The sequence below is a fragment of the Maribacter sp. HTCC2170 genome (genome assembly GCF_000153165.2).
Taxonomy (GTDB): Bacteria; Bacteroidota; Bacteroidia; order Flavobacteriales; family Flavobacteriaceae; genus Maribacter_A.
Map to the genome: position 1 here is coordinate 1,846,066 of NC_014472.1, position 13,120 is coordinate 1,859,185.

At 38.1% G+C, this 13,120-nt stretch carries 12 protein-coding genes; 6 read left to right on the forward strand and 6 right to left on the reverse strand.

Going from position 1 to position 13,120, the window contains the following annotated elements; genetic code table 11:
• Window positions 1-10: 10 nt before the first annotated feature.
• The 3 genes from FB2170_RS08140 to FB2170_RS08150 are packed head-to-tail and all read right to left on the reverse strand — an operon-like array spanning window position 11 to window position 1,630.
• The gene (locus FB2170_RS08140) at window positions 11-898 is read right to left on the reverse strand and encodes a DMT family transporter (protein ID WP_013306059.1); all 888 of its coding nucleotides are present in this window, start codon (window positions 896-898) and stop codon (window positions 11-13) included.
• Window positions 895-1,248 (reverse strand): arsenate reductase family protein, encoded by a 354-nt coding sequence (locus FB2170_RS08145; RefSeq protein WP_013306060.1) that lies wholly within the window; start codon window positions 1,246-1,248, stop codon window positions 895-897. The genes FB2170_RS08140 and FB2170_RS08145 overlap by 4 nt, the downstream gene beginning before the upstream one ends.
• 40 nt (window positions 1,249-1,288) lie before the next feature.
• Window positions 1,289-1,630, reverse strand: coding sequence for a hypothetical protein (locus FB2170_RS08150; protein ID WP_013306061.1), 342 nt, complete (start codon window positions 1,628-1,630; stop codon window positions 1,289-1,291).
• Window positions 1,631-1,755: 125 nt separating this feature from the next.
• On the opposite strand from FB2170_RS08150, the gene FB2170_RS08155 reads away from it, so the two are divergent.
• From FB2170_RS08155 to FB2170_RS08170, 4 genes are read left to right on the forward strand one after another with little or no spacing between them, the layout of a single operon-like run.
• Window positions 1,756-2,514 carry a hypothetical protein gene (locus tag FB2170_RS08155; protein WP_148232080.1) on the forward strand — a complete coding sequence of 253 codons (759 nt, stop codon included), beginning with the start codon at window positions 1,756-1,758 and terminating at the stop codon, window positions 2,512-2,514.
• Window positions 2,511-5,273 carry a carboxypeptidase-like regulatory domain-containing protein gene (locus tag FB2170_RS08160; protein WP_013306063.1) on the forward strand — a complete coding sequence of 921 codons (2,763 nt, stop codon included), beginning with the start codon at window positions 2,511-2,513 and terminating at the stop codon, window positions 5,271-5,273. The genes FB2170_RS08155 and FB2170_RS08160 overlap by 4 nt, the downstream gene beginning before the upstream one ends.
• Before the next feature lie 19 nt (window positions 5,274-5,292).
• Window positions 5,293-6,525: a DUF4249 domain-containing protein gene (locus tag FB2170_RS08165; RefSeq protein WP_237701170.1), complete on the forward strand. Its 1,233-nt coding sequence runs from the start codon at window positions 5,293-5,295 to the stop codon at window positions 6,523-6,525.
• A gap of 10 nt (window positions 6,526-6,535) precedes the next feature.
• Window positions 6,536-8,317, forward strand: a complete 1,782-nt coding sequence (locus FB2170_RS08170) for a hypothetical protein (RefSeq protein ID WP_013306065.1) — start codon at window positions 6,536-6,538, stop codon at window positions 8,315-8,317.
• Between the two features lie 11 nt (window positions 8,318-8,328).
• Here FB2170_RS08170 and FB2170_RS08175 read toward each other — a convergent pair whose 3' ends face one another.
• Window positions 8,329-9,480: a hypothetical protein gene (locus FB2170_RS08175; RefSeq protein ID WP_148232081.1), complete on the reverse strand. Its 1,152-nt coding sequence runs from the start codon at window positions 9,478-9,480 to the stop codon at window positions 8,329-8,331.
• A 255-nt stretch (window positions 9,481-9,735) separates the two neighbouring features.
• Between FB2170_RS08175 and FB2170_RS08180 the strand changes: the two genes are divergently transcribed.
• A complete protein-coding gene (locus FB2170_RS08180; protein WP_041633114.1) occupies window positions 9,736-10,197 on the forward strand; it encodes a DinB family protein in 462 nt (153 codons plus the stop codon).
• A 9-nt stretch (window positions 10,198-10,206) separates the two neighbouring features.
• On the opposite strand, the gene FB2170_RS08185 is transcribed toward FB2170_RS08180, so the two are convergent.
• The gene (locus FB2170_RS08185; RefSeq protein ID WP_013306068.1) at window positions 10,207-10,950 is read right to left on the reverse strand and encodes a DUF3298 and DUF4163 domain-containing protein; all 744 of its coding nucleotides are present in this window, start codon (window positions 10,948-10,950) and stop codon (window positions 10,207-10,209) included.
• A 98-nt stretch (window positions 10,951-11,048) separates the two neighbouring features.
• Between FB2170_RS08185 and FB2170_RS08190 the strand changes: the two genes are divergently transcribed.
• Window positions 11,049-12,203, forward strand: coding sequence for a cystathionine gamma-synthase (locus FB2170_RS08190; protein WP_013306069.1), 1,155 nt, complete (start codon window positions 11,049-11,051; stop codon window positions 12,201-12,203).
• Between the two features lie 18 nt (window positions 12,204-12,221).
• On the opposite strand, the gene FB2170_RS08195 is transcribed toward FB2170_RS08190, so the two are convergent.
• Window positions 12,222-13,112 carry a type IX secretion system membrane protein PorP/SprF gene (locus tag FB2170_RS08195; RefSeq protein ID WP_158306088.1) on the reverse strand — a complete coding sequence of 297 codons (891 nt, stop codon included), beginning with the start codon at window positions 13,110-13,112 and terminating at the stop codon, window positions 12,222-12,224.
• Between the last annotated feature and the right edge of the window lie 8 nt (window positions 13,113-13,120).

The window sequence follows — 13,120 nt, forward strand, 5'->3', positions numbered from 1 at the left end:
TTAGATTATATTAAACCTTGGTTTTTTTACTCGAAAGGTATACCCCGAACATAACCATTGCGGCGGCCAATACTTTAATAGTGGTCAATGAATCTTTACCCACGGCTATTGCAAAGAGAATTCCCAATAAAGGTTGCACGTACATAAAAGTACTAAGGGTAGAGGCTTTAAGGTGCGTCAATGCATATATATTGAAGAGATAGGTACAGAAAGTCGTACCTATGATCACAAAGGCAATACGCCAGATCATGTCAAAAGGGAGGTTAACCCAATCAATTTCGGTCATTTCTTGATAGCCAAAAGGCAGGCAGATAAAAATACCCAACAGGAATAACCATTTCATAAAAGTGAACGGGTGGTATTTTGAGATTAGGATTTTAGCCAGTATCAAATACGTGCCATAAAAGACCGAATTCATTAAAATCAAAAAATTACCCAATCCAATATTAGGTGCATCCTGGCGAATTTCCGCTCCGAACAAAATCAGGCCCAAAGCTCCAAGCAGACCAATGAATATGCCAAAGACTTTTCTTTGGGTAATTTTTTCCTTGATCAGGAGTGCTGAAAGAATCAAAACAATTATAGGTGTTGTTGTAATTAAAACGGCACTGTTTATAGGTGTAGAGAGAGACAAACCTTTAAAGAACACGAGCATATTCACACCCATTCCAAAGAAGGCACAGATGAGTATGCGCAAATAGTCCTTTTTGTCTATTTTTTCTTTGGGACCAAAAAGTGAAATAATCCAAAAAAGTGCTGTTGCACCAATAACCCGAAGCATTACAAATGCGAATGCACCAACATAATTGGGCATTACACCTTTGGCAATGGTATGGTTAAGACCATAAATGGTCGTTGCCCCCAAAGCGGCTAAAATAGCAAGGGTTCGTTTGTTCAAGAGTGAATGGTTTCTTTGGCTGCCTGAACCACTTTTTTACTGTTCCCAACAAAGATTTGATCATTGAAAAGAACCACCGGACGTTTCAGAAAAGTATAATGTTCCAAAATCAATTCTTTATAATCGGTTTCCATTAGTTCCTTTGCGGCCAACCCTTTTTCCTTGTAGAGTCGTGCACGTTTGCTGAAGAGTGACTCATAACTGCCAGAAAGCTTATGCATTTCTTCCAACTGAATTTTGGTAATGGCCTCGGTCTTTATGTCTTGCAATTGAAACCCTTCCAACGGTTGTAATTCCTTTAAAATTCGCTTGCAGGTATCGCAGGTACTTAAGTGATATATTTTATTCATTGTAGTTGATTTTTAAATTCTATGTAGGTAGAAATCTGTTCTAGTTTTCAATGTATTCCGAGGTTCCTATTGTTTGGTTTCCGCCCAGCCATTCCCAATTTAGTTTTAATTTGATCTTACCCTGTTCATTTAGACTAATTTCAGCGATAGCTTTTCCGGCCTTTAATTCATCATCGGTTGTTATGCATTGATACCGCATATGAAGTTCATTGCTCTTTAATACCGAAATTATTTTCCCATAACGAATGTTTCCACCATGATATTCGGCTGTGACTAAATTCCCCTTTTGGCTATATTCAAAGACAGTTTCAGTATCAACCTCCCCGTTTTTTGAATTGGTGATTAGCGAAAAGGTTTTATTGTTGAAATCCAATTTATTCATATTAAAAAAGCTAAAGGATTTTACATTCAAAAATGTTAATGCAAAGAAACCCAATTCCTCTTAATTGAACTACTTTTAACTATCTTGTTATTTTAAGTGAAAAGTATAACACAAAAAATTAATCTTTGAAAAGCCAGAATTCTTTTCGGTATTCTTTTGTACTGCTTTTGGTTTTTACTATGTGTACCGTAGATAGCCTAATTGGTCAAAATCTTGAAGAGTCAGGTGACTTGGTTCGGTTTGACAAAACCATTGGTCCAATGAATTCAGGAGCTTTTACTGGGTACGCCTATACTGAAGAATTTAGGGTTTTGGGAGACCGGCACAAGTTCTTTTTAAGTTCAGATTTCTTACTGGGTACTGTCAACTACAACGGGCAGTCGTACTTCGATTACAAAATGAAGTATGATGTGCATGGGGACAATCTATTACTTCGGCACGGTGGTGTGAACGGCACCCAAGCTATCCAATTGATAAAGGAAAGGGTAACTAAATTTGAGATTGAGGGACATCGATTTATCAACCTTGATGTCAACTACAAAATGAAAACACCTGTTTCAGGATTTCTTGAAGTACTTTTTGAAGGGAACAATTTTTCTTTCCTGAAAAAGCATAAAAAATACGCATTGAAAAAGGTAGAATTGGAATCGGTATATTTTGAATTTAAAGGCCTTAGTGAATACTTTTTAGTATTGAACAATGGGGTAAACAAAATCAAATCCAATAAGCAGATTACAGCACTTTTTCCCAACTACCGAAAGCAGATAAGTGATTTTACCTCTAAGTATAAGAAAATCAAGAAAAGTGATGTTCAATTGTATCTCGAATCAATATTATCTGATTTGGACAAACTCATTGAATTAAAAAACGAGGAGGGAAAATGAAGGACAAAATAGCCATTCTTGCTTTTTTGTTCATTTTGGCCGTCAATGGCCAAGAAATCGCACCTAGGTTTTCTTTTGATTTTCAGGACATCAGTTTGGAAAATGCATTACTGCAATTACAGTCGGAATCTGGTAAATCAATGTATTTGGCAGATGAATGGATTAAAGGGAAAACGGTTACAAAACACTATACTAACGTTTTACTTGAGGATATACTTTCGGATCTTTTAAAAGACACCCAGCTAAATTTTTTTATCTCTAAAGATCATCGAATCATTTTCACCCAGAACAATCGAATTTTTGGTGAACTACCCGAAAACTTTTTTGGAAGGGAAGAACTGATCAACGAGGAAAATGAGGATGATGATCCGGCAGCAAGTATTTTTTTGTCGGATAAAGCTTCGGAATCAAAATTAAAAGTAGCTACTGTTCGCATCGGAAAAGAACAAAAAAACAATCAACGGAAAAGATTTAGACTCTCCGGAACCATAAGGAATATCGCTGACAATAGACCTGTTCCAAATTTTGCAGTGGTAGTGCGGGCATTAGGAATTGGCACAACGACAGACAATAGTGGGCGATATGCTATAAATCTTCCAGTAGGTCTAAATGTTGTTGAAACCAGTTCTTTAGGATTTGAAGACACTAAAACCAATATTATCATTTACAACGACGGAAATTATAATATTGAAGTTGAAGAAAGTTATGAGCTTTTGGATGAAGTTGTTCTTAAGGCAGATGCAGTAAGTAACGTTGATGATGCGACAACCGGAAACACAAAAATTGGGGCCGAGGAAACCAAGAACATTCCTTTGGTTCTTGGTGAACGTGATTTATTGAAAGTGGCGACAACCTTACCTGGGGTTACGACGGCGGGTGAAGGTTCAGCGGGGTTTAATGTAAGGGGAGGAAAAACGGATCAAAACCTAATCCTATTAGACAATGCTGTTGTTTACAATCCTTCCCATTTTTTTGGAATATTTCAGGCCTTGAACCCTTTTGCCATTAGTGATTTAAACATTTATAAAGGGGCAATACCTGCTGAGTACGGAGGGCGATTGTCATCAGTTTTCGAAATCAGTACTAAAAACCCCGATACCGAAGAGTTTAAGGGGGAAGTTTCTATTGGTCCAGTTACAGCCAATGCAGTCGTAGAAATTCCTTTGGTGAAGGAAAAATCGGGTTTAATGATTGGTGCAAGAGGGGCTTATTCGGACTGGGTTTTACGTTCGTTGAACGATGTTTCATTAAAAAACAGTAGCGCCAGTTTTTATGATGTAATGGGCAAGTATAACCATCAGATTAACGAGAACAATGGTTTAAGTGTTTCTGGATATTATAGTAAGGATGCTTTTAGTATTACCTCTGATTCCTTGTATGGCTATAGCAATCGACTTTTTTCTTTAAAATGGGACCATAAATTCAATGAAAAAAATGCTGGAAGTCTAGTGCTGACCAATAGTCAATATAACTTCGATATTGATTTTGATGGTAGCGTAAACGACAATTTTCTGCAAAAATATAAAATTGATGAAACCGAACTGAAATTGAGGATGAAGTATCTTCTTAATGATCGGCACAATTTTGATTATGGTTTTTCAACTAAACTATACGGGGTACAGCCAGGACAAATAGACCCAAAAACATCCCAAGACCTAATATTACCATTAAAAATCCCTAAAGAACGGGGCATTGAATCCGCTTTGTTCCTAACGGACAATTTAAAGGTAAATGACAAATTATTGCTTGATCTTGGATTAAGGTATTCTTTTTTCACAGCCTTGGGCAGTAGTCAACAACTGGTCTATGAAGATGGTTTGCCAAAAAGTACAGAAACAGTGGTCGATACATTGAATTTTAAAAAAAATGAGGTAATAAAAACCTACGGCGGACCTGAAGTGCGTATCTCTGCCCGATATTTTTTAAAAGAGGATTTTTCAATCAAGGCTAGTTTTAATAATATGTATCAATTCATACATACCTTATCGAATAATACAACGGTTTCCCCTATTGATACATGGAAGTTATCTGATTACAATATCAAACCACAACAAGCCAAACAGTTTGCTCTTGGGCTCTATAAAAACATTGATAATGACAATTATGAACTTAGTTTGGAAGGATTCTACAAGAGACAAAAGAACCTACTGGATTTTAAGACAGGGGCCAAATTAATTTTGAACGAGACCATCGAGACCGAAGTTCTTCAAGGGGATGGAAAATCATATGGGTTAGAGTTCTTTGTTCGCAAGAATGCGGGTAAACTAAACGGATGGCTGGGTTATACTTATTCCAGGTCTTTGTTGAAGTTGGATAGTGGGTTTAGGGAAGAACGTGTTAATGATGGTAGATATTTTCCTTCGAACTTTGATAAACCCCATGATTTTAGCCTTGTTCTTAATTACAAGTTTACCAAGCGTTACAGTGTATCAACCAATTTTCTTTATCAGACTGGTCGCCCGGTTACTTTCCCAGTTGGTAATTACACATTCAATGATATAGAATATGTGCTTTATAGCGATCGTAATCGTTACCGAATCTCGGACTATTATAGATTGGATATTGGATTGAACATTGAGGGGAACCACAAAGCCAAGAAATTGGCGCATAGTTTTTGGAATATATCGGTTTACAACGTGTTGGGAAGAAATAATCCGTACTCGGTATTTTTTGTTTCAGATTCGGGAGAGATTGAAGCTTTACAAAGTTCAATTTTCTCTATTCCAGTACCATCTATAACCTATAATTTTAAATTTTGATGCCCATTTGTTCATGCAGATGTTAAAGGAAAACACATATCGCCCATTTAGAATAAAGAACAGTTTTTTATTGTTCAGTTTGCTTCTGTGGTTAATGGGCTGTGTTGAACCGTATGAAGGTGAAGTGACTGACTATGAGGATGTGATTGTGGTAAATGCAAATTTGACCAACGAATTAAAAAGACAGGAGGTGAGATTAACCCGATCTTATCGTTTCGAGGAAGAAGAGCCACGTTCGGAATCCAATGCGCAAGTTCAGATTATTGGTGATGACGGTAGTACATTTGGTTTTGAAGAATTCGAACCGGGAAGGTATCTGTCGAATATTCAGTTTGCGGCACAGCCTAATATTGCATATTCACTTTCTATTGAAACAGAGGAGGGTAAATTTTACAACTCGGATGCCATGAGCCTACCAAGTGCGGCTTTGCTGGAAGACTTATATGCGGAACGCACTACAAATGATGATGGGGAAGATGGTATTGGAATTTTTGTCGATAGTTTTGACCCAGAAAGCCAATCTAGATATTATCGTTTTGAATTTGAGGAGACCTACAAGGTCATTGCTCCTTATTGGAGCAAGTTTGATGCTGTTGTACTGAGTGAAGGTCATAGTACAATTTCTCTTGGTGTGATTCTCAGAGAACGTGAAGAGCAGGTTTGTTATGGTACAGATACGGCAAAAGATATTTTAATTCAAAGTACACTTGGGCTTTCAGAGGATAGGTTAACAAGGTTCAGGGTAAGGTTTATTAAAAACGACAACTATATTATTACACATAGGTATAGTATTCTGGTAAAACAGTTTGTACAAAACCCGGAAGCATTTACATATTATGAGACCTTAAAAGGGCTTTCGAAATTGTCCGGGAATATATTTTCGGAGGACCAACCTGGTTTTTTAGGGGGCAATATTTCCGCCGCCGATGGGTCTGAAGAAAATGTAGCGGGTTTTTTCGAAGTATCCGCTGTTAACGAAAAACGAATTTTCTTTGATTATGAGGATTTTTATGCCGGCGAAGAAAAACCACCATTTTTATCGTCATGCTTTTTTACCGCCCCAACCACTACAGGAAGGCTGGGTGAAAGAAGATTGTTGAATGCTATTTATGATGATAATTTACGTTTTTATGATTACAATCGTAACCCCGATCAAGAAGTGGGAACAGGGCCATTCCTAATGGTTCGTCCCGAATGTGGGGACTGTACGGTTTTAGGAAGTAATAAAGTACCTGATTTTTGGATAGAATAATAAATTCTTTATGAAGAAAGTATTGCTGTTAATGCTCTTTTTGTTTGTCGTAAACGTTACGGTGAATGGGCAATCTATTCCAAAAGATCAGGCAATTGAAGAGGGTTTTGAAAATATATCCCCAGAGCGTATCTACATACATTTTAATACGACACTATTATTCCCTGCTGAGTATTTGTATTACAGGGTCTATTGTTTTGATAAAAAGACTGAACGCTTGAGTAAAATAAGCAAAATAGCTTATGTCGAGTTGGTTTCAGAAAATCAAGAAGTTATCTTTAAACAGAAGGTCAGATTGCAAGAAGGTGTTGGTCAGGGAGATTATTTTGTTCCGGTTTCACTTCCTTCAGGAAATTACAAACTGGTTGCCTATACCAATTGGATGAGGAATTTTGGAGGTGATAAATTGTTTGAAAATGATATAAGTATCATTAACCCTTACCAAGCCAATCAAGAAGCCATTATAAAGTCATTTGAAGGACAAATAAAAAGCTCGGTTGATTCAATCTTGGTTGAAAAGGAAGGTAACACAGAGTCCCCTGATTTTATTCCGGTTTCGGTTGGATCTATTAAGGTCGGTTTAGAAAAGGACAAGTACAGCAAGCGTGCAGCAGTAAAGTTGATGCTCAAAGGTGAAAATGGCAAAGATTTACCTAAAGGAAGATATTCACTATCGGTAAGACAATTGGGAGGCCTATCGCAACACGGCAGAACGCCTATAAATGCTGGTTTTGATAGTAAAGAATCGTTTAAAGATTCACCCCAGATGTATTTGCCTGAATTAAGGGGTGAATTAATCAAAGGGCGGATAGTCTCAGTGAAAAACAGCGTTTCGAATGCCAAAAGAAAAGTGGCAATTTCTTTCCCCGGTGATGACTACCAGTTTAAAATTGTAGAGACCAATTCAGAAGGAATTTTCTATGTTAATCTTAATAAGGGCAATACAAGTGAAAGGACACTTGTTCAGGTTTTGGGAAAAGAACGTGATGAGTTCAATGTTCAATTCGATGAACTCAATTCTCTGGACTATTCACAAATGGTCTTTAAAAAAATCACAATAGACCAAAGCGATAAAGAAAGTATTTTGGGAAGAAGTATCCATAACCAAATCGAGAGTGCTTATTTTAGATTTAAACCAGATTCGGTCTTACCAACAACACACCAGTTACCTTTTAATAGTAACAATTTCCAAAATTATGATTTAGCGGATTATAATAGTTTCAAATCCCTAAAAGAGACCCTGCTTGAAATTATAAAAGATACATGGGTACGCAAGAATGCTGATACTGGGCTAGAGATTGAAGTAAAAAGTATGGACTTGATATCCAATCCTAATTTACTTCCTTTGGTCATTGTAGATGGGGTTATTGTACAAGATCATGAACGCTTGTTGGATTATGATGCCAGAAACTTGGAATCTATAGGCGTTTATCGGGACAAGTATGTTTTTGGTCCCCAGGTGTATCAAGGGGCATTGGTTTTGAAGACCAAGAAATCTGATTATTCCCAAAATGTAAATGATACCAGTGTTAAGCAATTTCAAATACTACGACCTCAGTTGAGTAAAAAGTATTTTACACAGCAATATGACCTTGATGGTGATACTACTACATTTGACCTGCCAGATGATCGTTTACAATTGGTTTGGATGCCCCAAGTAGATGTTATGGGAAAAACTTTTGATGTTGAATTCTTTACCTCAGATGTCACCGGAACATATGAGATTTGTCTTGAAGGAATTACAAATAATGGAGAGTTTATCTCAGCCCATAAAACTTTTTTGGTAGAATAATACAAAGAATACTATTCTTCCCTTGCCCAACCTGAGGCCCATTCGGGAAAGCTGATGCTATTACCTGAACCTAATGAATTACCTTCTGAATAGAAAGAAGCATTGGGACCTGTGTAATTTGTGGGTGAAAAGGTAGGGGCGGTACTATCAAATTGGACGGGGTCTATTTGTATTTCTCCAGCGTCGATTCTAGTTGTAGCTATTGGCCCTTGAATATTGATGCCCAGCAGTGCATTATTTGTATAAATATCTTCAAACGTCCCAATGCCTCCTCCATGATCAATAAGTAAGGTACCTTCAGGGGCAGACCCGATAATTGAACTATTTTTAATGGTACCTGTAGTTATTGGAGTGGCGTTACTATCATCATGGTTGTTCGATAGTTGTATACCAGATTTTTCATTCCCTACAAGGTGTAATAAATCCGCATTCCCGTTCCATCCTGCGTCCAAAGAAACTCCGCTCATATCGTGATCACTTGATATCAACCGTTTTGGATTTATAGTACCTCCAATGAAGGTAAAGCCATCGCCTTTGCCCATGTATGATTGTACGTAATCGACGGTTGTAAATGCGCCAGCACCGTAAAAGGTAATCCCATTGAATGTTGCGGTATCTTCAAATCGGGCACCCGTATATTCTACCCTTAAGTATTGAATGGTCCCTGATGAATCTTCAAGTTCATTGCCGCCATAAAATAGGTCACCTAGGGCAGACCTGGCATTTTCACCATTATTTGTGGGCGCCTTTCCACAGAGGACTATACCACCCCAATCTCCAGGTTCCGGATTTTCTTCATCTGAAGTAATGATGACAGGATTATCTGCTTTACCGTAAATATAGATTTTACCACCTGGGGCAACTGCGATATAGGCATTCGCATCTTTTTGAGCCCTGATTATTGTTCCTTGCCGTATTTCCAACTCACCACCATCGCGGATAATTAAGGGCCCTGTCAGTTTATATTCTGCTGAATTATCCAGAATCACCTTCGCAACTATGTGACCTTCCAATCCGTTTACCGCTTCACAGGTATTTGAGCAGGCCCAGCCACAATCAATTCCTGTTTCATTTCCGTTTTGAATGCCATCAGAACAGTTGGCTTCTTGAATGGCAATTGAAGGGGATTTGTCTTCTGAGCATGCCAAAAAAAGTAGAAACAAAACTAAAATGCTAAGTGAAGGAAAATGATTTTTTTTCAATTGTTCTGATTATAGCTTTAGAAAAGTACAACAAATTCAAACTATGTTTATTCAGATGACCATATTTTTTCAACAGTACTCGAATACTTTTCGTTTTGATTCAAGCAATCCAAATGGCTGTTGGAATTGTTTTTGCCAAAAGGTATTTTCAATTATTTAGAGTTTGTTTTCACTGGAAAACTCTATTTTTATTCCCAGCTAAAAAAACAACTCACTTTGGAAAGATTATTCAATATTACACTTCAGAACAGAAAATTACTTTATAAAATCCTTAAGAATACACCAAAAGAGCAATTGATTACTATTCCTGATGGGTATCGCAACAGTATCTGGTGGAACATTGCCCATGTAGTGGTAACCCAGCAACTACTGGTTTACAAATTAAGTGGTCAAGAGATGAAAGTCCCGACTGCGATTGTTGACAAATTCAAAAAAGGAACTGTTCCTGACGGGACGGCTACCGATGAAGAAATGGATATGATCAAAGGCTTTCTTTTCTCCACGGTGGAATGGGCACAAGGCGATTACGAAAGTGGGTTATTCAAAGATTTTAATGAATATATGACCAGTGCCAATGTTGCATTGAATAATGTAGAGGATGCTATTGTTTTCAATACTTTTCACGAAGGCATACATCTAGGTGTGATCTTATCTCTTCAGAAGGCATTGATGAAATAGAGCGGAGTATTAAGGCACCAACTTTCGTTTTAAATAGTTTTTCACCTCATTCGGCGGCAATTGCAATTCAATAGCTCCGTCAGCAAAAGAAGCAACCTCGTATTGGTTATAGAGTAAAACCAAACCTTGATCCGTGAGCCCCATGTTTTCGGGTAGATGAAACTCATCTCGTTCAAACATAAATCCAGTGCTGTTGATTGGGTCATCTTGCGGGATACCTTCCTGAATACGGAATTTTGCTTCGGCAAATTTTAAAAAATGGTCTTTGTCTTTGAACAATTCCCAGTTTTCAAGTTCTATTCCTTTGCGTTTGTCAAAATTCAAAAATCTTTTTGAGGTATAGCCATGGGCACCTCCCGTAAACAAATAAGAATCCAATGCTATTGTGATGGTGTTTTTGTCTTCATAAGAGACTTCACCTGAAATTTTTGCTTCCCATATGGCGCTTTCATCAGGATAGCGCTTTTTCAATGCTGTAAATCCGTTTTTAAATGATTGGATCGCTTCTGGGAGTGTTGCAGCCTCTAATTCATCATCAAAAACCAAAAGAAAGATAAGCTCTTCTTCCAGAACAGTGTTTATCGTAGTCGATAGTTTTGATTGGTCTAGGGCATTGGGAATATCAATTGTGATTTTCGGGCACTCCTTGCAATCATTGTCGGCCAAGGTAAAGGGCTCAAAAGTGAGCCTGTTATCAGCATTGCAACCGAGGAGTAAAATAAAACCAAGTAAAATTAGAATTGGGGATTTCATTTTGGTATTTAATTTTAAAAGTACAAAGTTACAGCTTCATTGTAATCTCAGAAAGAGTTCTATACATTTGTTGAACACGTCTTTAATAATTATGACTTATGGGCACGAAAAATCTCAAATTCAATAGTAAGACCATACATGGCGGACAGCAACCAGATGAAGCTTACGGTGCGGTCATGCCTCCTATTTACCAAACTTCGACCTATGCCCAGTCTACCCCTGGCGGCCATAAAGGGTATGCCTATTCCAGAAGTGCCAACCCTACACGAACAGCTTTGGAAAATTCCTTGGCGAGTATTGAAAATGGTGAATTTGGGCTTGCCTTCGCGAGCGGACTTGCCGCTATTGATGCTGTTATGAAATTATTGTCTCCCGGAGATGAGGTATTGGCTACAAACGATATTTACGGTGGTAGTTACCGTTTGTTCAAAAGGGTTTTCGAAAACTATGGGATTGTTTTTCATTTTGTTGATATGGAGAATCCTGAGCGAATTACAGAACACATTAATACAAAGACCAAGTTGTTGTGGCTTGAAACCCCTACCAACCCAATGATGAATATAGTTGATATTAAAGCTGTTGCCCAAATTGCAAAAAAGCATCAGCTGCTTGTGGCTGTGGACAATACGTTTGCAACGCCTTATTTACAGCTACCACTTGATTTAGGGGCAGATATTATAATGCATTCAGCCACTAAGTACCTTGGCGGTCATAGCGATGTGGTTGTTGGTGCGCTTGTAGTAAAAGATAAGGCATTGGCCGACCGTCTTTATTTTATACAAAATGCAAGTGGCGCAGTATGCGGACCTATGGACAGTTTTTTGGTCCTACGCGGTATTAAAACCCTGCATGTGCGCATGCAGCGGCATTGTGAAAATGGTAAGGCTATTGCAGAATATTTGGCCAAGCACCCCAAAATCGACAAGGTCTATTGGCCAGGATTTGAAAACCACCCCAATCATTCTGTTGCAAAAACTCAAATGAAAGACTTTGGTGGAATGATTTCTTTTGTACCAAAAGGAGGCGATTACCAAACATCGATAAAAATGGTTGAACGCCTTAATATATTTACGCTGGCAGAATCGTTGGGCGGTGTTGAAAGTCTTGTAGGCCATCCTGCAAGTATGTCCCATTCAGGTATCCCGAAAGAAGAACGGGTTAAAGCCGGAGTTGTTGATGCCTTGATACGGTTAAGTGTGGGGATAGAGGATCAAGCAGATCTGATTGCCGATTTGGAGCAGGCGATTCAATGAACCTATAACCTGAACACTCTAGAACTGTAGATGCATCAAAATTTCGTGGGTGCCATTATCACTATTTTTAATTGGGTTTTCTGTCGCGACCTCATAGGCATAACCAATGTCTAACCATCCCGTTTTAAATATAAAGATGCCACTAATACTTTCGTTCAAACGATAAGCTGCACCAAGGTCTATTCTATTGTTGAATTCCACTAAGCCAGTTAAATCAAGAGATATGGGTGAGGCATCTACGTACCTTAATAATGCGGTAGGTTTAAAAATTACGTTTTCGCTGAGCGAAAAATCATATCCTCCCGCTAAATAGACATGGGTTTTGTCTACACCCAATCGGGCCAAACCATCATTTTGTTCCAAACGATCTGGAGTTAGCATTTTCGGAACAGAGAGTGATACAAAGTATTTTTCATTCTTAAGATAAACCCCTACCCCAACATTCGGATTAAAACGGCCATCAATATTCATCAACGACATATCTTGTCCTATCCCGTAGGTCACAAGTCCTTCTGTATTAACATCATATGAGGTAAACCCTCCTTTCAACCCAAAGTATAGATTATTACTCTCGTTTAATTTCAGTTTATAAGAAAAGTCCATACAGAACGAGGTTTGGCTCTCTACAAAGGTTTTGTCATTGACAACTGAAAGGCCTACTCCCACATTTTTTCCGACAGCTGTTCCAAAAACCAAACTCTGTGTTTCAGGGGCTCCTTGTATACCTGCCCATTGACTTCGCACATTCAAACTCAAGTTGGTCGTTTCAGAGGCTCCAGCGAATGCCGGGTTTATTAAGTTCATATTATACCTATAAAAAGTATAATTGGGATCCTGTTGTGCCGAGAGATTAACAACCGTCATGCTCAAGATCAGGAAGAAAAGAATATATATATTATTGATTTTCATTTTTAAAC